The sequence below is a fragment of the Flagellimonas zhangzhouensis genome, from assembly GCF_900102925.1.
GTDB classification, from domain to species: domain Bacteria; phylum Bacteroidota; class Bacteroidia; order Flavobacteriales; family Flavobacteriaceae; genus Flagellimonas; species Flagellimonas zhangzhouensis.
Window position 1 is genome coordinate 925,594 of the sequence record NZ_FNKI01000002.1, and the last position, 20,780, is coordinate 946,373.

Annotated in this window: 20 protein-coding genes; 7 read left to right on the top strand and 13 right to left on the bottom strand. The window is 39.7% G+C overall.

Annotated elements, in window-relative coordinates:
* Window positions 1–2 precede the first annotated feature (2 nt).
* The 4 genes from BLQ18_RS11060 (at window position 3) to BLQ18_RS11075 (ending at window position 3,919) form a co-directional block, all read left to right on the top strand.
* Window positions 3–959: a CdaR family protein gene (locus BLQ18_RS11060; RefSeq protein ID WP_090295565.1), complete on the top strand. Its 957-nt coding sequence runs from the start codon at window positions 3–5 to the stop codon at window positions 957–959.
* A complete protein-coding gene (gene coaE / locus BLQ18_RS11065) occupies window positions 956–1,549 on the top strand; it encodes a dephospho-CoA kinase (protein ID WP_090295568.1) in 594 nt (197 codons plus the stop codon). The genes BLQ18_RS11060 and coaE overlap by 4 nt, the downstream gene beginning before the upstream one ends.
* Window positions 1,550–1,613: 64 nt before the next feature.
* Window positions 1,614–3,197, top strand: a complete 1,584-nt coding sequence (locus BLQ18_RS11070; RefSeq protein ID WP_090295571.1) for a sensor histidine kinase — start codon at window positions 1,614–1,616, stop codon at window positions 3,195–3,197.
* 8 nt (window positions 3,198–3,205) lie between these two features.
* Entirely contained in the window at window positions 3,206–3,919 is a 714-nt protein-coding gene (locus BLQ18_RS11075; RefSeq protein ID WP_090295574.1) for a response regulator transcription factor, read from the top strand.
* Window positions 3,920–3,965: 46 nt separating this feature from the next.
* Here BLQ18_RS11075 and BLQ18_RS11080 read toward each other — a convergent pair whose 3' ends face one another.
* The 9 genes from BLQ18_RS11080 to BLQ18_RS11120 all read right to left on the bottom strand — a co-directional run bounded on the left by BLQ18_RS11080 (window position 3,966) and on the right by BLQ18_RS11120 (window position 12,751).
* Window positions 3,966–5,297, bottom strand: coding sequence for a GntP family permease (locus BLQ18_RS11080; RefSeq protein WP_090295577.1), 1,332 nt, complete (start codon window positions 5,295–5,297; stop codon window positions 3,966–3,968).
* 2 nt (window positions 5,298–5,299) lie between these two features.
* Window positions 5,300–5,791 carry a gluconokinase gene (locus tag BLQ18_RS11085; RefSeq protein ID WP_090295581.1) on the bottom strand — a complete coding sequence of 164 codons (492 nt, stop codon included), beginning with the start codon at window positions 5,789–5,791 and terminating at the stop codon, window positions 5,300–5,302.
* A complete protein-coding gene (miaA, locus tag BLQ18_RS11090) occupies window positions 5,791–6,705 on the bottom strand; it encodes a tRNA (adenosine(37)-N6)-dimethylallyltransferase MiaA (protein WP_090295585.1) in 915 nt (304 codons plus the stop codon). The genes BLQ18_RS11085 and miaA overlap by 1 nt, the downstream gene beginning before the upstream one ends.
* Window positions 6,702–7,538, bottom strand: coding sequence for an ion transporter (locus BLQ18_RS11095; protein WP_090295587.1), 837 nt, complete (start codon window positions 7,536–7,538; stop codon window positions 6,702–6,704). Before BLQ18_RS11095 ends, miaA begins: the two co-directional genes overlap by 4 nt.
* A gap of 21 nt (window positions 7,539–7,559) precedes the next feature.
* Window positions 7,560–8,885, bottom strand: a complete 1,326-nt coding sequence (locus BLQ18_RS11100) for an exonuclease domain-containing protein (protein WP_090295590.1) — start codon at window positions 8,883–8,885, stop codon at window positions 7,560–7,562.
* Window positions 8,886–8,898: 13 nt separating this feature from the next.
* Window positions 8,899–9,558 carry a YggS family pyridoxal phosphate-dependent enzyme gene (locus BLQ18_RS11105; protein WP_090295593.1) on the bottom strand — a complete coding sequence of 220 codons (660 nt, stop codon included), beginning with the start codon at window positions 9,556–9,558 and terminating at the stop codon, window positions 8,899–8,901.
* Between the two features lie 3 nt (window positions 9,559–9,561).
* Window positions 9,562–10,797: a DUF1015 domain-containing protein gene (locus BLQ18_RS11110; protein ID WP_090295596.1), complete on the bottom strand. Its 1,236-nt coding sequence runs from the start codon at window positions 10,795–10,797 to the stop codon at window positions 9,562–9,564.
* A 6-nt stretch (window positions 10,798–10,803) separates the two neighbouring features.
* Window positions 10,804–11,691: a 3-hydroxybutyryl-CoA dehydrogenase gene (locus tag BLQ18_RS11115; protein WP_090295600.1), complete on the bottom strand. Its 888-nt coding sequence runs from the start codon at window positions 11,689–11,691 to the stop codon at window positions 10,804–10,806.
* Window positions 11,692–11,785: 94 nt separating this feature from the next.
* The gene (locus BLQ18_RS11120; RefSeq protein WP_090295603.1) at window positions 11,786–12,751 is read right to left on the bottom strand and encodes a Gfo/Idh/MocA family protein; all 966 of its coding nucleotides are present in this window, start codon (window positions 12,749–12,751) and stop codon (window positions 11,786–11,788) included.
* A gap of 114 nt (window positions 12,752–12,865) precedes the next feature.
* Between BLQ18_RS11120 and BLQ18_RS11125 the strand changes: the two genes are divergently transcribed.
* Window positions 12,866–13,507, top strand: a complete 642-nt coding sequence (locus BLQ18_RS11125; RefSeq protein WP_090297546.1) for a protein-L-isoaspartate(D-aspartate) O-methyltransferase — start codon at window positions 12,866–12,868, stop codon at window positions 13,505–13,507.
* Here the strand turns inward: BLQ18_RS11125 and smpB are convergent.
* The gene (smpB, locus tag BLQ18_RS11130; protein ID WP_090295606.1) at window positions 13,504–13,965 is read right to left on the bottom strand and encodes an SsrA-binding protein SmpB; all 462 of its coding nucleotides are present in this window, start codon (window positions 13,963–13,965) and stop codon (window positions 13,504–13,506) included. The genes BLQ18_RS11125 and smpB overlap by 4 nt on opposite strands.
* Window positions 13,966–14,047: 82 nt before the next feature.
* Here smpB and BLQ18_RS11135 point away from each other — a divergent pair, with 82 nt between their 5' ends.
* Window positions 14,048–14,791, top strand: a complete 744-nt coding sequence (locus BLQ18_RS11135; RefSeq protein ID WP_090295609.1) for a DUF6503 family protein — start codon at window positions 14,048–14,050, stop codon at window positions 14,789–14,791.
* Between the two features lies 1 nt (window position 14,792).
* Here the strand turns inward: BLQ18_RS11135 and BLQ18_RS11140 are convergent, their stop codons facing one another.
* Window positions 14,793–15,311, bottom strand: a complete 519-nt coding sequence (locus tag BLQ18_RS11140) for a SixA phosphatase family protein (RefSeq protein WP_090295612.1) — start codon at window positions 15,309–15,311, stop codon at window positions 14,793–14,795.
* 67 nt (window positions 15,312–15,378) lie between these two features.
* Between BLQ18_RS11140 and BLQ18_RS11145 the strand changes: the two genes are divergently transcribed.
* The gene (locus BLQ18_RS11145) at window positions 15,379–16,842 is read left to right on the top strand and encodes a PorP/SprF family type IX secretion system membrane protein (RefSeq protein ID WP_090295615.1); all 1,464 of its coding nucleotides are present in this window, start codon (window positions 15,379–15,381) and stop codon (window positions 16,840–16,842) included.
* Between the two features lie 576 nt (window positions 16,843–17,418).
* Here BLQ18_RS11145 and BLQ18_RS11150 read toward each other — a convergent pair.
* Window positions 17,419–18,015 carry a TetR/AcrR family transcriptional regulator gene (locus tag BLQ18_RS11150; protein ID WP_090295618.1) on the bottom strand — a complete coding sequence of 199 codons (597 nt, stop codon included), beginning with the start codon at window positions 18,013–18,015 and terminating at the stop codon, window positions 17,419–17,421.
* Window positions 18,016–18,134: 119 nt separating this feature from the next.
* Entirely contained in the window at window positions 18,135–20,735 is a 2,601-nt protein-coding gene (gene clpB, locus BLQ18_RS11155) for an ATP-dependent chaperone ClpB (protein ID WP_090295621.1), read from the bottom strand.
* Window positions 20,736–20,780: the final 45 nt, after the last annotated feature.

The window sequence follows — 20,780 nt, forward strand, 5'->3', positions numbered from 1 at the left end:
CCGTGCTCAAAAAGCTTTTATCAGGCCTCAATCAGAAAAAGGTGAAGGTGTTTTCACTGTTTTTGTTGTGCTCATCTTTGGCTTGGCTTATCAGTAATTTATCTGAATCTTATGAGTCAAGGGCTAATTTTAGCATTAACTACAGAAACTTGCCTGATTCCCTTTTGTTGGGAACCCATTCAGAAGAACAGATAGAAGCAAAGCTTAGGGCCAACGGTTTCCAGTTTTTGTACTACAATTTTTTTAAGCAACGAATGGATATCGATATATCTCAAGTTGCTTATCAAAATGGTCGATATGTTTTGGATGAAGCGCCCTTAAAAAGGCAAATGGAGCAACAACTGTCGCAAAATATTTCTTTAATAGAATTAGACCGACGCCAATTAGCAGTCGATTTGTACCAGGTGGATACCAAAATAATACCAGTTGAAGCAAAATTGGATTTACGATTACAGCAGAACTTTATTTTGGATGGAAAACTTCGAATTTCACCAGATTCGGTTCAAGTGAAAGGGCCAAAAAATGAAATTGATACCATACAATCGATTAAAACAGTACCAATTCAGTTGACCAACGTCAACAGCGATTTTTCCAATGATGCAGCGTTGGTATTCCCGAAAGGCTTGGACAACACTATTTTTTCAGTGGCCCAAGTGAAAGTATCAGGTAAAGTATCCAAATTCTCCGAAAAGGTGTTTGAGGTGCCCATTAAAGGGTTGAATTTTCCAGAAGGATATCAAGTTAAAATCTTTCCGAACTCGGTTACGGTCCTTTGCAAAGCAACCATAGATCGTTTAAAGGAGATATCAGCCACCGATTTTGAAATTGTGGCAGATTATTCGCAATTGAATGGGTCTACGAACAGTACTTTGTTTTTGGAACTTTCCCAAAAACCAGAAAATGTGTACGATCTTCGAATGGAAGAAAATACAGTAAACTTTGTTTTGGAACAGCCATGATGATAGTGGGGTTAACAGGAGGGATTGGTAGCGGTAAAAGTACCGTCGCCAAAATGTTCGAGGAATTGGGAGTTCCTGTTTACGATTCGGATAGGGAAGCCAAGCAATTGATGACAACTTCCACTAAGGTAAAACAAGAAATTATTGATCTATTGGGCGAAGCATCTTACGAAGATGGTACTTTGAATAGAAAATATATTGCTGGCAAGGTGTTTACGGATCCAATATTGTTGGAAAAATTGAATGGTATTGTGCATCCAGCGGTTCGAGAGCATTTTTTGGAATGGACAGCGGCCCAAGATTCACCCTATGTGATTCAAGAAACAGCATTGATTTTTGAAAATAACGCCCAAGACAAATATGATTTCACCATATTGGTAACTGCACCCTTAGTTGTTCGTTTACAGCGTGTAATGGCACGGGACCAAGTGGATGAAAAGGCGGTAGTGGACCGCACCAAAAACCAGATGGAAGACGGCGAAAAACTAAAACGTGCCGATTTCCATATCGAAAACCTTGACATAACAAAAACAGAAGAGTTGGTTAAGGCGCTACATCTCAAACTTTTAGCGAAAGCTTCTAAATTTTAACATTTTTGTTAAGGTTAGGTTAAACGCTAAAATTTCTAAATGTTAAATTTTTAATTTTACGCTAATGAACAAGAAGCTATTCGTTCTTCTGGTGGTTCTCATGAGCTTGTCCCTTGTTGGGATTATATTGGTTCAGGTGTATTGGATTAGGACCTCCATTAACGACAAAGAAGAACAATTTTCACGTACGGTTACGGATATACTCGACAAGGTTTCAGAGCGGGTAGAGAAGAGGGAGATGAATGAATATTCCGATCGTTTGGCCATGATGGCGGATAGCATTGGAGAGCCAAAAAGTGCTCAATTCAAAAATTTCATGTTCGTGGAAAGAGATCTCGATTCTGATGAGATACTTTTTTATTCGCATGGAATTCTTGAAGAGGATTACAATATAACATCAACGTTCTTTGATAATACTTTAGGTGCGGAAGACACCACATTGCTCAAAAATTTCACCAGCAGGAGAACCAAACAGGTTTTTAAGCGGGAAGGTGGCTTGGATGGGCGAAGTTATAGCCTAACACCCATTGAAAAAGTAACCAGTATAGGAAAACTAAGTAGCGTTGATAAAGCGGCATGGGAAGATGTTTTTATGGAACATGCCAAAACCCAGCCGATTCATAAAAGAGTGTCCAAACAAGAATTGGAATTGTTGTTGAGCCAAGAGCTTAGCAATCGTAACATTGATTTGGATTACGAATACGGCGTTTATAGCCAAGGATATCCTACCAAAATAAGATCCAGAAAATTTAAGTTTTCAGGAGACAAAATGTATAAGGCCCCCATTTTTAGGGATGCTGAAGGGATGACTTCTTTTTCATTGTTGTTGACTTTTCCTGGTATGAAAAAGTATCTGTTTAGGTCATTGATGGGTATGGCATTGTTGTCATTGATATTCACTTTAATCATCATTTTGGCATATTCCAGTGCCATTTACCAATTGATCAAGCAAAAGCGAATCTCGGAAATCAAATCCGACTTTATCAATAATATGACGCATGAGTTCAAAACCCCTATTGCTACCATAAACTTGGCAGTTGAGGCCATTAAGAATCCCGCTACCATTGATGATAAGGAAAAGGTGTTGCGCTATTTGGGCATGATCAGGGATGAGAACAAAAGAATGCATGCACAGGTAGAGAACGTATTGCGAATATCCAAATTGGAGAAAAATCAATTGGATATCACCAAAGATAGGGTAGATGTGCATGATATTATTCATGATGCCATTACTCATGTTGAATTGATTGTGCAAGATCGAGGAGGTTACGTAAATGCCCATTTGGACGCGGAACGTTCAGAGGTTTTAGCAAATGATATGCACTTGACCAACGTGGTCGTAAATATTTTGGACAACGCGGTGAAATATTCACCCGAAACCCCAAAAATTGATGTGTATACCGAAGTGGTGAAAAACAACATCATTATAAAAATACAGGATCAAGGTGCTGGAATGAGCAAGGTCGTGCTTAAAAAAGTATTTGAGAAGTTTTACCGGGAACATACCGGCGACATACATAACGTGAAAGGTCATGGTTTAGGATTGGCCTACGTAAAAAGAATTATAGATGATCACCAAGGTGAGGTTTATGCAGAAAGTGAAAAAGACAAAGGAAGCACCTTCTTCATTAAACTCCCTTTAATTTAAAATAGACTATGGAAACAGAAAAAAAGAAGATACTACTCGTAGAAGATGACCCAAATTTTGGAATCGTCCTCAAAGATTATTTGTCCATGAACGATTTTGATGTGGTTCTGGCCAAAAATGGAATGGAAGGTTTTGAAAAATTTAAAAAGGACAATTATGACGTTTGTATTTTGGACGTGATGATGCCTTATAAAGATGGTTTTACCTTGGCAAAGGAAATCCGTGAGAAAAACGAAAACATTCCAATTATTTTCTTGACTGCCAAGACCATGAAAGAAGATGTTTTGAAAGGATACAAAGCAGGTGCGGATGATTATTTGAACAAGCCTTTCGATTCAGAAGTATTGTTGATGAAACTTAAAGCGATAATTCAACGTAAAGCTTCCAGTTCATTGGCAGACAGCAAGCAGTTCGAGTTCCAGATTGGTAATTTCCACTTGAACTCCAAGTTGCGTTTTCTTAAATACATGGAGGAAGAGCCTATTAAACTTTCACCAAAGGAAAATGAGCTTTTGAGATTGTTGGCCCTTCATGAAAATGATTTGATGCCACGTGAATTGGCATTGACCAAAATCTGGAGAGACGATAATTACTTCACATCACGTAGTATGGATGTGTATATCGCTAAATTGAGAAAATACCTTAAAAAGGATGATTTGGTAGAAATATTGAACATTCACGGAGAAGGATTTAGATTGGTGGTAAAAGCTGAAAATCAGTAAGAACTATCAATATCAAAATATGAAGGCCACCTTTAGGTGGCTTTTTTTATGCGAATATGTAGACAATTGAAACCGTTGTCAATCCTACAAAAGCCAAAATAGTGGTCATAACCGTCCAGGATTTAAAGGTCTGTTTTTCACTTATGCCCAAATACTGACCAACCAACCAGAATCCACTGTCGTTCACATGGGAAAAGATACTTGCTCCTGAGGCAATGGCAATCACTATACACGCCAATTTAATGGAGCTGAGGCCTGTTCCAATCAATAAAGGGGATACCAATCCTGCGGCTGTGATCATAGCGACGGTAGATGAGCCTTGAACCACCCGAACTATAGCGGCGCTGATAAACGCAAATGCTAAAATTGGAATTCCTGCATTGCTCAGCGATGTTGCCAACAACTCACCAGCACCTGTATCGGTCAATACTTGTTTAAAAACTCCTCCTGCACCTGTCAATAAAATAATGGTGCCTGCAGGCGCCAAAGATTTAGAGGAAATTTGAAGCAATTGTTTTTTGGTAAAGCCTTTTCGGATGCCAAAAAAATACCATGCCAATAGATTCGCTATGATCAAAGCGGAAAAGGGATGGCCTATCAAACTAATTAAGTTTAAAATGGTGGGATTCACCGAAAAACCTCCTGAGGAAATAATAGTATTCAAAAGAATAAGTACAATTGGAAGTCCGATGATGGCCAAAGTTTGCCCAATGGGTGGTAAAGCCTGAATTTCACCATCTTCAATTTCTTCTGGAGCGGCTACATCAATTTTATTGGCGATATATTTTCCAAAAGCCAATCCTGCTATCAATGCAGTTGGGATTCCTGCAATAAACCCCATCAGAATTACCCAGCCTAGATCAACTCCGATAATATCAGCAACGGCAATAGGGCCAGGAGTGGGAGGAATAAAAGCATGGGTAATCGCCAGACCCGCCAAAAGTGGTATTCCGTAAAGTAATAATGATTTTCCTGTTTTACGTTGCAAGGCATAGATCATAGGCACTAGAATGATAAAGGCCACATCAAAAAATACAGGAATGGCAATTAAAAAACCTGAAATGACCATGGCCAAAGGCGCTCTTTTTAAACCGAATTTATTGATCATAAAGTCAGCAATGGTTTTGGCTCCACCAGAAGCTTCCAGAATTCCGCCAAAAATGGCTCCCAATCCAACTACGGTAGCGACAAAACCCAAGGTTCCACCCATTCCTTTTTGAACGGTGTCAATAATTTCCTTACCATCCAAACCCGCTACAAGTCCTGCTATAATACTACCAATAAGTAAAGCGATAAACGCGTGGACCCTTAATTTTAAAATAAGAAATAAGAGCACGGCAATGCCCAATATTACGGCCGAGAACAGCTGTATTTCCATGGTTATAGGTGTTTAAGGACTTCAGATACGATTTTCTTCGGGGTTTGATCAATAGAGACGGTAATCTCTCTTGAGGGTGGTTCTAAAGTGTCAAATTGTGATTTTAATAATTCAATGGGCATAAAATGTCCTTTTCGCTGTTCCAATCTTGATTTTATCAAATCAAAAGAGCCTTCGAGGTAAACAAAGGCAATACAATTGCCCATACCTGCACGTAGTAGGCTTCTGTAATTCTTTTTAAGTGCGGAACAAGCTATTACGGCGCCGCTTTCACGATGTTCAATGCAAAGTTGGTTAAGCGCGATTAACCAATCCTTTCTATCTTCATCATTCAGAGGGGAACCCGATTTCATTTTTTTAACGTTGGATTCAGGGTGAAAATCATCCCCATCAAAAAAAGGACGATTCAATTTTTTTGACAATAACTGTCCAATGGCCGTTTTACCACAGCCACTAACACCCATGACCACAAGAACGGTCTTACTGTGCGGCATTAAATTTTGTTTAGTCGGTCGTTAATTTTAGCAATGACTTGGTTCTTGTCTTCGTCAAAGTCCACCCAAAGGATATCTTCGTTTTTGCGTAACCAAGTCAACTGGCGTTTGGCAAAGCGTCGCGTATTCTTTTTAATCTCCGATACTGCGAATTCCAAAGTACATTGCCCGTCAAGATATTCAAAAAGTTCTTTGTAACCAACAGTTTGCAATGCATTCAGTTGTTTGTGTGGGTGGAGTTTTTTTGCTTCATCCAGTAAACCCTGCTCCATCATTAGGTCCACACGTTTGTTGATGCGCTCATAAATAATTTCCCTGGGTGCATTAATGCCAACGTATAGAGATTTAAAAGGTCTTTGTAATTTTTCTTGGTTTAGGAAAGAGGAATATGGTTGATTTGAGGCAATGCAAACTTCCAATGCTCGAATCAATCTATGCGGGTTGTCCACATCAACTATTTTGAAATAATCAGGGTCGCGTTGCTGTAAGTCTTTCTGCAAGTTCTCCAACCCTTCTTGTTCCAGTTGTTTGTTAAGGGATTCCCTGATTTTTGGATCTACATCAGGGAATTTGTCGAGGCCATTGATAACGGCATCCACATACAGTCCACTGCCACCAACCATCACTATAATTTTATGTTCTTTGAACAATTGTTCCAACAGATCTATGGTGTCTCGTTCAAAATCACCAACCGAATACGGCTCAAGAATGCTTTTATGTTGAATAAAATGATGTTTGGCTTGTTGAAGCTCTTCTTTGGAAGGAACAGCCGTGCCAATTTCCATTTCTTTGAAGAATTGTCGAGAATCAGCGGAGATTACCTCTGTTTGAAAATGCTGTGCCAAATGAATGCCCAAGGCGGTTTTTCCAATAGCTGTAGGTCCCACTACAGCCAAAACAACTGCATCACTCATAATACGTGTCCACAGTTAAAACAATGGGTAGCATCGTCCCTATGGCCTTCAATGCCGCAATTAGGGCATGCTTGCGTATTGATGTGCACGTAATGGGTGTTCTCTTCATCTTCTTCTTCATGACTTTTTTTACTGCGAGCAAATTCGGCAGTTACTATCCCAGTTGGAACAGCTATAATCCCGTAACCCAAAATCATGATAACTGTTGCTAAAAACTGCCCTAAATTGGATTGTGGAGCAATATCTCCGTATCCAACAGTGGTCAAGGTCACGATGGTCCAATAAATACTGCGTGGAATACTAGTAAAACCTGCGTCATCGCCCTCCACGATGTACATTAAAGTGCCCAAAATGACAGAAAGTATCAGAACTACATAGATGAAAACGGCAATTTTGGTCTTGCTTGCTTTTAAAGCAGATTGTAGTTGGGAAGCTTCACCGATAAATTTCACCAACTTTAAAATTCGGAATATTCGAAGCAATCGAAATGCCCTAACCGCCAATAATACTTGAGAACCAGCCAATATATAGGATAGGTATAATGGAATTGTGGACAAGAAATCTATAATACCATAAAAGCTGAACACATACCGCAATGGTTTTTTTATACTCACCAGTCTTGCGATATATTCCAGCGTGAAGAAGATGGTGACAGCCCATTCCAAAGTCAATAAAATGCCGTGATAATGTTCATTAAAATCATCAATACTTTCCAGCATCACCAAAATCACACTGAATATGATCAGGATAAAAAGAATGATATCGAACATTTTGCCAGCAGGAGTGTCCGCCTCATAAATAACTTCATGAAGGGTGTTTTTCCATTTTGGCATTGAATTGTTCGGCTTCAAAGTTTAGTTGGTTAGTGGAATACTTTTGAGTCGATTGTTTTTTCTCAAATAGGATTCAATAATGAATTTTGTGTTTTCATCGCCCTGCATCTGGGTCATTATTGATTCTAAGATATGAATATTATTGATTTGATGGTTGAGTTCCACAAAGCCAAAACCTTGTAGTTGACCATTTTTGATCAATAGAAAACTGCGTTCACCCGTTTCGCGACCTTGATCCAATAAGGCTATACTTTTACCTTCAATACTATATTTTTCAAAAGCTGCGTTCACTTTTTCGTTGCAATTGGTTGCAGGATTTTCATCTGAAATGCAAGATTCTTTTGTGTCTTTGGAACTGGGGCACAATTCAAATTCGGAGGTGATTTTATTTATAAAATTATGAGCTGATGAAGGGCTGCTGAATCCCATTTTATTTTCGGTGAGTTCTCTATCATTTTTAACTTTCAAAACAATATGAGCACTGCCATTCAAGCTAAAATCAATGGTGTGTGAGAATAGTTTTTTCTTGAGAGCATGGTTGAACTTTGGCCTGTTCTTCTTTTGTTCTTGGTATTCCTTTAAAATAGCCAATAATTCGCTTCCTGTGTTTTCGTAAGTGACCCTTTTTGTTGTTTTTTGAAGTTTTCTGGCCTGATTCCCCACATTGGTAAAATGTTGGTTCACCCTTTTTTGGATATTCTTTGATTTACCAATGAAAATAATTTCCCCATCCTTGTCGTGCATATAATACACACCAGTAGAGGTTGGAAGACCCGTAACCATATCCAGTTGGGTTGGGGATAGTTCTCCATGTGTCTCCTCCCGAATCACTTCGGTGATAATTGTCTTGTCGGAATCTTTATTCAAAAGCAGTTTAAACAACTTTAAAGTTGCCAAAGCGTCTCCATTGGCTCTGTGTCTATCGCTCATTGGAATGCCCAAGGACCTGGCCAATTTTCCAAGGCTATGCGATTCCGCATCGGGAATCAATTGTTTGGATAAATCTACGGTACAAAGGGTTTTACGTTGAAAATCGTATCCCAATCGCCTGAATTCGGTTCGTAAAATTCGGTAATCAAATTGGGCATTGTGAGCAACCAAAACCGTTCCCTCAGTAATTTCCACGATACGTTTGGCCACCTCATGAAATTTAGGAGCAGAACGCAGCATTTTATTGTTGATACCTGTGAGTTTGGCCACGAAAGGTTGAATTTCCCGTTCGGGATTGATCAGGCAAATAAACTGATCTACTACTTGGTGGCCATCAAATTTATGGATGGCTATTTCGGTAATGCCTTCCTCATTGTATTTTCCTCCCGTGCTTTCAATGTCAAGTATCGCGTACATGGAAAATTACTGGTTATGAATAGTTTCTAGCTCCAAATATACTACTTCCAATACGCACCATGGTACTGCCTTCCTCAATGGCAATGTTGTAATCGCCACTCATGCCCATGGATAGAATAGAAATTTCAGGTAATTCACTCTTTAGAGAATCAAAAATAGATTTTAATTGGGCGAATTCTTTATGAATTTGGGTTTCGTTGTCGGTAAATGTTGCCATGCCCATTAACCCAACAATTTTAATGTTTTCCATGGCTTTGAATTCATCTGAATGGATAAGTTCGTTCAGTTCAGATTGGTCCAGACCAAACTTGGTGTCTTCCTCTGCGATATGCATTTGAAGTAGGCATGAAATCACCCGATTGTGCTTTTGGGCCTGTTTATCTATTTCCTTGAGGAGTTTTAAACTGTCAACTCCATGAATCAAGGACACAAATTCGGCCATGTATTTGACCTTGTTACGCTGTAAATGGCCTATCATATGCCATTCGATGTCTTTAGGCAACACTTCCCATTTGGCAACCATTTCTTGCACCTTATTTTCGCCAAAAACGCGCTGCCCTGCTTCGTAGGCTTCCAAAATAGCCTCATTGGGCTTGGTTTTGGACACAGCGACCAAAGTCACTCCGTCGGGGAGTTCGGATTTTATTTCAAGAAGATTTTCTTTTATCGACATAGGTTACAATTCATAAATAGCCAAGCCACTACGTAGCTTAGGTTCAATATACGTGCTTTTTGGGGGCATTACCAAACCAGCATCAGCAATCGCTTTAATTTCCTCAACGGTGGTTGGAACCAAACTAAAACCCACTTCAAATTTACCTTTATCCACATCCTCCTTCATTTTAATGAGGTTGTGCTTGCCGTAGCCGTATGAAATTCGTTTGTCGTTTCGTAAATCTTTAATACCCAATATCGGCTCCAAAATGGTCTTGAACAGAATTTGTGTATCCAATTCACTTAAGGCATCGGTAAATTGGTAGTTGGTTTTCCGAAGATGCAATTTGTAAAACTCATCTTTCAGGTACATACAAAACTCATGCTTTTTGGTGGGCCTGCACAAACCACTGGTTTCTTTCTCGATCATGAAGTATTCGTCCAATTGGATCAAGAACTCCTTTTTCGAAAATCCATTTAAATCTTTCACCATTCGGTTGAACTCGTAGATTCGCATTTGAGATTCAGGAATGAGGTAGGCCATAAAATAATTATAGGGCTCCTGTCCATTATGAGAGGAGTTTTCTTTTTCCAAATGTTTGGCCAAAAGGTCGGAAGAAGCACTTCTGTGGTGCCCATCCGCAATATAAAGCGCATCCATTTGAGCAAAGGCCTTTTCTAATTTTTCAATGCCTTCAGGATAGGATATTTTCCAAAGCTTATGATTAACGCGGTCTACTGTAGTGAAATCGTACTCTGGAACCCGTTTGATTTTTCGCTGGAAAATGGCATTCACTTCGTCATTGTCCGCATAGGTCATCAAAACAGGTTCCGCATTAAAACCTACGGTATCCAAATAATCGGCAAATAGCTCTTCGCGCTCCTGCAGGGTATCCTCGTGTTTTTTTATCACATCGTTTCGGTAATCCTCCACACTGCACGCACAAAAAAATCCAAGGCTTTTAAAGTCTTCTTTTACGATTTGATAGAGATAGAAACTTGGCGCATCATCTTTTTGAAAGATGTTCTCCTCCAGAAATTCCAAATAACGATTTCGCACCAAATGAAAACGTTCTTGACCCGTAATATGCTTTTCGAACTTAAATCCTGGGTTGATAATGTGCAAAAATGAAAATGGATTGTACTTCAAAACCGCTTGAAGCTCATCTTTGGAATACTCTTCGTAGGACCTTGAGGCTACATAAAAAGCTTTGTCCTTTGTGGGGCGAATGGCCTTAAAAGGTTTTACTGTTGCCATGAGGTCTTAATTGAATTGGGATGAAACCTTTTCCGCTTTTCTGGATTCGGAGTAATCGTAGAAGCCCTCACCAGATTTTACGCCCAATTTTCCTGCCATTACCATATTTACAAGTAGGGGGCAAGGGGCATATTTTGGGTTTTTAAAGCCATCATACATCACATTGAGGATGGAAAGGCAAACGTCCAAACCAATAAAATCGGCCAATAGCAACGGACCCATGGGATGTGCCATACCCAATTTCATAACGGTATCAATTTCGTTTACGCCAGCAACGCCATTGAATAAGGTTTCTATGGCCTCGTTGATCATGGGCATTAAGATTCTGTTCGCAACAAAACCAGGGTAATCGTTCACCTCTGTCGGCGTTTTTCCCAATTGCTTGGAAAGCTCCATAATAGTGGTCGTAACTTCGTCCGAGGTGCTGTATCCGCGTATGATTTCAACCAATTTCATGATTGGAACGGGATTCATAAAGTGCATGCCAATCACTTTTTCGGGTCGATTGGTGGCCGCAGCGATTTGGGTGATCGAAATAGAGGAAGTGTTGGTGGCCAAAACTGTTTCTGCTGTGCAGACAGCATCCAAATCTTTGAAGATTTGTAGTTTGATGTCCAAGTTTTCGGTGGCAGCTTCCACCACTAAATCCACATCGGCAACACCTTTGGCCATTTCGGTATAGGTTGAAATATTGCTAAGTGTTGCTGTTTTTTTTGCCTCATCTATCACCTCTTTGGACAACATTCTGTCCAAATTTTTGGTGATGGTGGCCACTCCCTTATCTAAAGAAGCTTGGGAAATATCGATTAGGTTAACGTTGAATCCATTTTGTGCAAAAACGTGAGCAATACCATTGCCCATGGTTCCAGCACCGATTACGGCTATGTTTTTCATAGTATGTTGAATTTTGTCGTTCTTGACTGTTCTTTCGACTTCCTTCGACTCCGCTCAGGAAACATCTCAGGATGACAGTTCAAACTGACAATACTTATTTTTTAAACGATTCGATGATCTGAAGCGCTACCCTTAATGCCTTGGTGCCTTGCTCCAAGGTTACAACTGGAGTGGTGTCATTATTAATGGCATCCGCAAAAGTCTCCAATTCATCCAAAATGGCATTGTTGATCTCTATTTCGGGGTTTTCAAAATAAATCTGTTTTTTCTCCCCATCAGCATTCTGTAAAATCATGTCAAAATCGCCAGGTTGTTCTGGAGCGTCTTTCATTTTGACCACTTCCACTTTTTTCTCCAAAAAGTCTACTGAAATGTAGGCGTCACGTTGAAAAAAGCGGGATTTCCGCATGTTTTTCAAAGAAATACGGCTCGAAGTCAGGTTGGCGACACATCCATTTTCAAATTCAATCCTTGCATTTGCAATATCGGGTGAGCTACTGATCACGGAAACACCACTGGCATTGATTTGCTTTACTTCGGATGGAACCACACTCAAAATAGCATCAATATCATGAATCATAAGGTCCAAAACCACAGGTACATCCGTTCCTCGTGGATTGAATTCAGCTAAACGGTGGGTTTCAATGAACATAGGGTTCTCAATCTTGTGCTTTACCGCCAAAAAGGCTGGATTAAAGCGCTCTACATGCCCTACTTGTCCTTTAACTTTATGTTTTTGGGTTAGCTCAAGCAATTGCTCTGCTTCGTCCAAGGTATTGGTGATGGGTTTTTCTATAAAAATGTGTTTTCCCTTTTCAATGGCTTTTTTGGCGCAATCAAAATGGGAAAGGGTAGGAGTAACGATATCAACCACATCCACAGCGTCAATCAACGCATTTAGATTTTCAAAATAGGTGTAACCGAATTCTGCTGCCGCTTTTTTGGCATTGATTTCGTCTGGATCGTAAAACCCAACTAGTTCGTATTTGTCCGATTGATTTAAGAGCCTAAGGTGAATTTTACCTAAATGTCCAGCACCAAGGACACCAACTTTTAGCATATTCTAGTTTTTTTCAAAAATACGGATATGATGGCACTCCTCCATAAAAAATAGGTTTGAAGTGGCTGTAAATTTTTACGGAACTTTTTAACTTCGTAGCCCAGACCAATGTCCATGAAAGATACGCTCAAGCATAGAGGAATGCGCAATAAATTGGCCGAAGTTGTTGCGGCCAAGGGGATTACCGACAAACAAGTGTTGGAAGCCATAAAAACAATACCCAGACATTTGTTTTTGGACAGTAGTTTTGAAGATCATGCGTATCAAGATAAAGCGTTCCCGATTGGTGCTGACCAGACCATTTCACAGCCTTATACCGTTGCTTTTCAATCCGAATTATTGCAAGTAAAGCCTGGGCAAAAAATATTGGAAATAGGCACGGGGAGTGGCTATCAAACCGCAGTTTTATTGCATTTAAAAGCTAAAGTATATACCATTGAACGTCAACAAGAACTGTTCAAGACTACCAGTTTGTTCTTTAAAAAGATGTACTATAGACCCAAAAAAATGATATTTGGCGATGGCTACAAGGGATTGCCTGAAGAAGCTCCTTTTGATGGCATCATTGTAACTGCTGGCGCACCCGAGGTACCAAGAGCTTTGCTATCCCAATTAAAAGTAGGAGGTAGGTTGGTGATTCCTGTGGGTGAAAACGAACAGACCATGACCTTGTTTGTACGTAAATCCGAAAAGGAATTTGAGAAAAAAGAGCTGGGTGCTTTCCGTTTTGTTCCGCTATTGGAAGACAAAAATTAGTTATTGAAACTTTTCTTGATTCGGGAAAGGTTTCGCTTGTTGTCCCTGTCCTTGATGGTTTCTCTTTTATCGTAGAGTTTTTTACCCTTGGCCAATCCAATATTTACTTTGGCCAACCCTCTATCATTAATAAATAAGTTGAGTGGAACAATGGTAAGTCCCGAAGTGGTTACTTCTTTGAGCAGCTTTTTAAGTTCACGTTTGTTCAACAGAAGTTTTCTTTCGGCCTTTGGTTTGTGGTTATAGTAACTGCCATGGCTGTATTCATCAATCTGCATATTGATTGCAAACAGCTCACCTTTATCATTAAACTCACAGAAACTTTGGGAAATGTTCGCTTTGCCCAAACGAATGGACTTAATTTCAGTTCCACCTAAAACAATTCCAGCGGTGTAGGTGTCCAAAATTTCGTAATCGAATCGGGCGCGTTTATTTTTTATGTTGATATTTTGCTGCATTGTGGGCAAAAATATAAACTCTTCGTCAAGAAATTTGTAATGTTGTGACTCTTTTTACGAATAAGTTACCAAACCCTCGACTATGAAACAGGTATTGACAGCACTTTTGGCACTTCTCATTTTCTCATGTAAGGAAAAGGCAGAAAAAGTATTGACGGCGCAAGAAATTGTGGATAATTCCATCGCGGACAGTGGTGGAAAACTTTATGGTTCGCACAAAACTTCTTTTGTGTTTAGAGATAAGACTTATACCTATGGTCGTGAAGAGGGAAAAACTGTTTTAAGACGCATTACCGTTTTGGATACTGCCACGATTACAGATGTGAAATTGCCCAATGGTTTTGAACGATACGTAAACGATTCGTTAGTTGAGGTGCCCGATTCAATGGCAGTTCGTTATTCCAATTCGGTAAACTCGGTGCATTATTTTGCCCGTTTACCTTATGGGTTGAACGATGCTGCGGTGAACAAAGAATTATTGGGTAAAGAAATTATTGGGGATAAAGAATTTTATAAAGTTAAGGTGACATTTGATCAACAAGGTGGTGGGGATGACTTCGAAGACACTTATGTATATTGGTTTGATATGGAATCGTTTAAACCTGAATACTTGGCCTATGACTTTCATGTGAATGGTGGCGGTCAACGATTCCGAAAAGCCTATAATGAGCGCTTTGTAAATGGTATTCGCTTTGTGGATTATGAAAACTACAAACCCAAATCAGAAGGTACAGAAATTCTAGAAATTGGTCAGCTTTTCAACCAAGGTGAATTGGAACTGCTTTCCAAAGTTGAATTGGAGGATATTAAAGTTGAAAAATATTGATCTAGTCTATTTTCAGGCGAATATCGGTGGGCACTCCATCAATCACCCGAACGATAAATAAACTTCCGTTGTCATTATCGTCCATGGAATTGTACTTTTCAATACCGATCATTTTGTTTACCACATCTGGAGTGGTGTTGCTGTGACCCACTACCAAAACGTTTTGACCTTCATGCTCCAGTTTAAATGCCTCGGCATCAAAATTCCTTGGGTCATAGAATTTAACATCAATATCTTTTTTTATGGAAGTAGGAGCAGCTGTCATGGTGGTGCGCTCGTAATTGGTGGAATAAATCATATCCAATGCAATGGGATCAAATACTTCGGCCCATTTTATGGCACGGTTCAATCCATCTTGATTTAGTTCTGGATCTGGATTTTCGGGGTCAGTACGGTCCTTTTCAGCATGTCTTATAAAATAGAAAGTGGATATTACTGGATCAATTTTCGTATCTTTTTTGCAGCTGACGCTACCAACGAGTATAATTGCAAGCGCAATTAGAGGTTTGATGGTTCGCATAGTTTTATTCTAAAGGTTCCCGTGTTTAATTTGATTTAAAAGTAACGTTTAATTTTCATTTTATCGTATGCTAAAGTATTTGGTATGCATTTGTGCACTAGCCTTTAGTGCAAAGATTTGGGGACAAGAAGTAGTTTTACCATCCGATTTTCGGCAACATAACTTAACGCAATTCAATGCCAGTTTGTGGAATCCGACCTATGCGCTCGATTGGAATCGTCCTAATGCAATTGCTATTTGGACACGTTGGCAGTGGCAATCCATTGATGGTGACCCTACCAGTACTTTTGTCAATTACACTCATCAACTCAACACCAGTGCTGTGGCGGGTCTGGGTTTTCTACAACATAACACAGGAACGTTTTTATATTCAGGGGCAAACTTCAATTTCGCCAATGTTTTTCAGTTAGATGAAAATGTTCAGTTAATGGCTGGGCTGAATCTTTTTGCATTTCAGCAAACTGTTGCTGATGAACAATTTGTGCCCATTGATGGTATTCCAGATTCAGAATTGGAAGGATATGAGGGTTTTAAAGTGACTTTTTCGCCTGGATTTCGATTATTGATCAATCAATTCAATGTGGGTTTAGCTTTTGAAAATGCATTCGGATTTAATGTATCTGGACTGGAGAACGATTCTGCCGAGTATTTTAAAATGATTACGGGAACATTGAGCAACGATTTCCCCATTTATATTTCTAACGGACTCGGGGATAGTTTTATTCGACCAGTAGTTTACGTGAAATCCGTACCTATTGGTGACACACAATTTGGATTGAACGGGTTGTTTTCTACTTCCAAATTTTGGGTACAAGGAGGGTATAATTCTTTTTACGGAATGTCTGGAGGAATAGGAGCCACTATTTCAAATTCATTTTCAATAGGTGGATTAATTGAGTTTGGCACAGGTGCAGACTTAAAAGATGAAGATTCAACCTTTGAAATACTACTATCTTATAATTTCAAACCTAAAGAAAAAGAAGTTGTGGAGGAAGTGGAAGTGGAGGTAGATACTGATGCGGAGGAACTAGCTAAAGCGGAAGCACAGGCAGAACAAGAAAGACTTGCTCAGGCTGAAGCTGCAAGATACGAACAAGAAGCTTTGGAACAACAACGATTGACCCAATTACAGCGAGAGAAAGATTCTTTAGCACAAGTGGAGCAACGTAAATTGGCTTTGGAGGAGGAAATGCAACGGAAACAAGATAGCATTGCAGCTTTGCAAAATGAGAAAGTGGTACTTCAGGTCAATGAAAAATATGAGGAAGTTGAAAGTGAGGATGGATTGGCGCCAGGTTTTTATTTGATTGCCAATGTGTATGGTACCCAAAAGTATTTCCAGAGCTTCATGAAGTCACTTAAAGACAAAGGATTGGAGCCTAAATCGTTTTACCGAAGCCTAAACAAATACAATTATGTGTATTTGGAGCGCTATAACACCATGGATGAAGCCCGAAAAGCTAGGGATAGCAAATTCTTTGGAAAGTATCCTGATAAAACTTGGATTTTTAGGGTATTAAGTGAAAAGTGAAAAGGTGAAAGGTTGGGGCATTTCGAGCGCAGTCGAGAAATCTTACTATGGTGAAAGTGGAAAGTTAAAAGTGGGAAGTACGAAGTGGGAAGTACAAAGTGAGAAGTGCAAAGTGCGAACAATCATCAACGAAAAACGAATCAATAAACGCATGTCATTCTGAACAACGTGAAGAATCTTTTCTCAATAAGCAATTCACAATTATCAAGAACCAAGAACCAAGAAACAAGACACAAGACTTCTGAATTCCAACAATCCAACAATCAAGTTATTAGCCCTAAGTGGTAAGTTTTAAGTTGGAAGTACAAGGTACAAAGTGTGAAGAATGAATAACTGTCAACTATGATCCATAAACGAAAAACGAATAAACAATTAACAATGAGCAATAAACAATTAACAATGTTCAGTAATCATTTTTTTTACTGACTACTGACTACTGACTACTGACTACTGACTACTGACTACTGGCTACTATGCATCAACCATCAACGAAAAACAAATAACCAATTTCAAAAATCAGACATCTAAACTCTAAAAATCCAGCCATCTAATAATCCAACAATCCAAAAACACAGGTTATTTCTTAATCTCCTGCTTGAGCAAATATTCCAAATACGTCATGGTGTTGATCAAATACTTTCGGTCTCTGGTCATGGTGCTCATGGCAATTGCTCCTTGGATCATGGTGTAGAATTGTTTGGCAAACTGTAATGGCGGAACTGAAAGGTGGATTTCGTTTGCTTTTGCTCCATTTTCCAATACCAAAGCAATTTTACCCTCTATATCTTTAATGGTTTCTTTTGCTGCCGCAGCCAATTGGGTATTATTGGCTTGGGCATCCACCCCTACATTTAAAATAGGGCATCCACCTAAAGGGAGTGTGAAAATGTCGTACTGTTTATAAAATTCGAGAAGTGAAAAAAGCTTGTCGAGGGCAGTAACGCCAATGTCAAGTTTTGTATCGATGGTTTTGAGCAAAAGGTTGCGATTGTATTCAAAGGCAGAAAGCGCCAATGCCTCCTTGTTCTCAAAATTTCCGTAAATGGCACCCTTGGTTAAACCAGTTGCTTCGGTAAGATCGCTCATGCTGGTGCCCACATAGCCAAACTTGTTAAAGAGTGGCGCCACGGTTTCAATAATATAAGCCGTGGTTCTTTCAGCTTTCTTGGTCATTTTAAAAAGGGTTGGTGTTGGTTTTCCGAATATAAAAAAAAATGGATACTGTACGGTATCAAAAAAAGTAAAAGCCCTTACTTTAACACAGTAAGGGCTTTATTTGTATTGATTTTACGTTATTCTACCAATTCACTTTGGTTTCTAAAGACCAATTCATCATCGAAAGAATCCAAGAGTACGATGCTGTCGGATTTTATATTGCCCGCCAACAACTCTTTGGACAGACTGTTCAACACTTCTTTTTGAATCAAACGTTTCACAGGCCTTGCACCATATTGAGGGTCATACCCCTTTTTTGCTAGGTAATCTATAGCTTCTTGGGTTGCCTCCAGAGTAATGTGCTGTTTGGTCAACATTTTCTTCAATCCGTTAAGTTGAAGTTCCACAATATTCCTGATATCTTCCTTGTTCAATGGAGCAAACATGATGATGTCGTCTATCCTGTTCAAGAATTCAGGGCGAATGGTTTGTTTTAATAAGCCCATTACTTCAACCCTTGCAGCTTCGGAAGCACTTTCAATATCCACCAAGTTTTCAAACTTTTCTTGAATAATGTGACTACCCATATTGCTGGTCATAATAATAATGGAGTTTTTGAAATCTGCCACCCGACCTTTGTTGTCTGTTAATCGACCTTCATCCAATACTTGCAACAAAATGTTGAAGGTATCTGGGTGGGCTTTTTCAATTTCATCCAACAGAATCACGGAGTAGGGTTTTCTGCGCACTGCTTCAGTCAACTGTCCACCCTCATCGTATCCTACATATCCTGGAGGTGCACCAACCAATCGACTTACGGAGTGACGCTCTTGGTATTCGCTCATATCTATTCTGGTGATGGCATTTTCATCATCGAACAGGTATGCGGCCAAGGTTTTAGCCAACTCGGTTTTACCAACCCCTGTTGTACCCAAGAAAAGGAAGGAACCAATAGGTTTTTTCTCATCTTGAAGTCCTGCTCGGCTCCTACGGATAGCATCGGACACTGCAATAATGGCCTCATCTTGCCCTACCACACGTTGATGTAACACGTTTTCTAATTTCAACAGTTTTTCCCGTTCACTCTGCATCATTTTGTTTACGGGGATTCCTGTCCATTTTGCAACCACCTCTGCAATATCCTCGTAGGTTACTTCTTCTTTGATCAAAGTACCAGCGGTTTGCTGTGCGGCCAATTCATCCTGTAATTTATCCAAGTTTTCTTGGGCTTCCTTGATTTTCCCATATCGAAGCTCCGCTACTTTTCCATAATCACCGTTACGTTCGGCACGTTCAGCTTCCAACTTGTAATTTTCGATATCCTCTTTGGTTTTTTGGATATTGTCCACCACCGTTTTTTCACTTTCCCACTTTGCAAAGATCTCATTGCGCTCTTCTTTCAGGTTAGCCAGATCCAAGTTCAAGGTTTTCAATTTATCCTTGTCATTTTCTCGTTTAATGGCCTCTGTTTCAATCTCCAACTGCATTATTCTTCTGTCCAAAACATCCAATTCTTCAGGTTTGGAGTTGATTTCCATTCGAAGTTTGGAAGCGGCTTCGTCCATAAGGTCAATGGCCTTATCGGGCAAAAATCGGTTGGTAATGTAGCGTTGTGAAAGTTCTACGGCACCGATTACAGCCTCATCTTTAATACGCACTTTGTGGTGGGCCTCATATTTTTCCTTGATACCTCTCAAAATGGAGATGGCACTCTCGGTATCGGGCTCATCCACCATTACTTTTTGAAACCTACGCTCCAATGCTTTGTCCTTTTCAAAATATTTTTGGTACTCGTCCAAAGTTGTTGCGCCAATGGCTCTCAATTCTCCTCTTGCCAAGGCAGGTTTTAGGATGTTTGCGGCATCCATGGCACCTTGTCCACCACCTGCACCGACCAAAGTGTGAATCTCATCAATAAACAGTACAATGTTTCCATCAGATGAGGTTACTTCTTTGATAACAGCTTTTAACCGCTCTTCAAATTCCCCTTTATACTTGGCACCAGCGATCAAGGCACCCATATCCAAAGAATAAATGATTTTATCCTTTAGGTTTTCAGGAACATCACCTTGCACAATTCTGTGTGCCAAGCCCTCGGCTATGGCAGTTTTACCTACACCAGGTTCACCTACCAACATGGGGTTGTTCTTAGTTCTACGGGATAAAATTTGCAACACTCGACGAATTTCTTCATCACGACCAATTACTGGGTCCAATTTGCCACTGTCGGCCATTCTATTGAGATTGTTGGCGTATTTATCCAAGGAATTATAAGTTTCTTCCGCACTTTGGGAGGTTACCTTACCGCCTTTGCGCAGTTCTTCAATGGCTGCTTTAAGGTCTTTTTCAGTAACACCTTGGTCTTTGAGTATTTGCGCAATCTTACTCTTGGATTTGAATATGGCCATAATCAAATGCTCGATGGAAACATATTCATCCCCTAGGTTTTTGGCAATAATACTCGCTTCGTTTACGGTTTTGCCTGCCTCTCTGGAAAGCATAATGTCTCCTCCAGAAACTTTGGAAAAGCTCTGTAGTTCTTTATCCAAGATTTGTTGGAGCAGGTTGGTGTTTACATTCAATTTTTTAAGAATGAATGGAAGCACATTTTCATCTACTTCTCCAATAGCCTTGAACAAGTGCTCGTTCTCTATTTGTTGATGCCCAAATTCTTGGGCCAACTGTTGGGCCCTTTGAATGGCCTCCTGTGATTTTATGGTAAAATTATTAAAGTTCATAGTCTTTGTTTTTCTCTAGAATGTCAACAATCTTACCATATACAG

Excerpts from the sequence above, each read along its gene's own strand:
- BLQ18_RS11070 (WP_090295571.1), top strand. The coding sequence starts at position 1,614 with ATGAACAAGAAGCTATTCGTTCTTCTGGTGGTTCTCATGAGCTTGTCC.
- BLQ18_RS11080 (WP_090295577.1), bottom strand. The coding sequence starts at position 5,297 with ATGGAAATACAGCTGTTCTCGGCCGTAATATTGGGCATTGCCGTGCTC.
- BLQ18_RS11150 (WP_090295618.1), bottom strand. The coding sequence starts at position 18,015 with ATGACCAAGAAAGCTGAAAGAACCACGGCTTATATTATTGAAACCGTG.
- BLQ18_RS11125 (WP_090297546.1), top strand. The coding sequence starts at position 12,866 with ATGAAAGATACGCTCAAGCATAGAGGAATGCGCAATAAATTGGCCGAA.
- BLQ18_RS11095 (WP_090295587.1), bottom strand. The coding sequence starts at position 7,538 with ATGCCAAAATGGAAAAACACCCTTCATGAAGTTATTTATGAGGCGGAC.
- BLQ18_RS11120 (WP_090295603.1), bottom strand. The coding sequence starts at position 12,751 with ATGCTAAAAGTTGGTGTCCTTGGTGCTGGACATTTAGGTAAAATTCAC.
- BLQ18_RS11075 (WP_090295574.1), top strand. The coding sequence starts at position 3,206 with ATGGAAACAGAAAAAAAGAAGATACTACTCGTAGAAGATGACCCAAAT.
- BLQ18_RS11105 (WP_090295593.1), bottom strand. The coding sequence starts at position 9,558 with ATGTCGATAAAAGAAAATCTTCTTGAAATAAAATCCGAACTCCCCGAC.
- miaA (WP_090295585.1), bottom strand. The coding sequence starts at position 6,705 with ATGAGTGATGCAGTTGTTTTGGCTGTAGTGGGACCTACAGCTATTGGA.
- BLQ18_RS11100 (WP_090295590.1), bottom strand. The coding sequence starts at position 8,885 with ATGTACGCGATACTTGACATTGAAAGCACGGGAGGAAAATACAATGAG.
- BLQ18_RS11115 (WP_090295600.1), bottom strand. The coding sequence starts at position 11,691 with ATGAAAAACATAGCCGTAATCGGTGCTGGAACCATGGGCAATGGTATT.
- BLQ18_RS11085 (WP_090295581.1), bottom strand. The coding sequence starts at position 5,791 with ATGCCGCACAGTAAGACCGTTCTTGTGGTCATGGGTGTTAGTGGCTGT.
- coaE (WP_090295568.1), top strand. The coding sequence starts at position 956 with ATGATGATAGTGGGGTTAACAGGAGGGATTGGTAGCGGTAAAAGTACC.
- BLQ18_RS11110 (WP_090295596.1), bottom strand. The coding sequence starts at position 10,797 with ATGGCAACAGTAAAACCTTTTAAGGCCATTCGCCCCACAAAGGACAAA.
- smpB (WP_090295606.1), bottom strand. The coding sequence starts at position 13,965 with ATGCAGCAAAATATCAACATAAAAAATAAACGCGCCCGATTCGATTAC.
- BLQ18_RS11140 (WP_090295612.1), bottom strand. The coding sequence starts at position 15,311 with ATGCGAACCATCAAACCTCTAATTGCGCTTGCAATTATACTCGTTGGT.
- BLQ18_RS11145 (WP_090295615.1), top strand. The coding sequence starts at position 15,379 with ATGCTAAAGTATTTGGTATGCATTTGTGCACTAGCCTTTAGTGCAAAG.
- clpB (WP_090295621.1), bottom strand. The coding sequence starts at position 20,735 with ATGAACTTTAATAATTTTACCATAAAATCACAGGAGGCCATTCAAAGG.
- BLQ18_RS11135 (WP_090295609.1), top strand. The coding sequence starts at position 14,048 with ATGAAACAGGTATTGACAGCACTTTTGGCACTTCTCATTTTCTCATGT.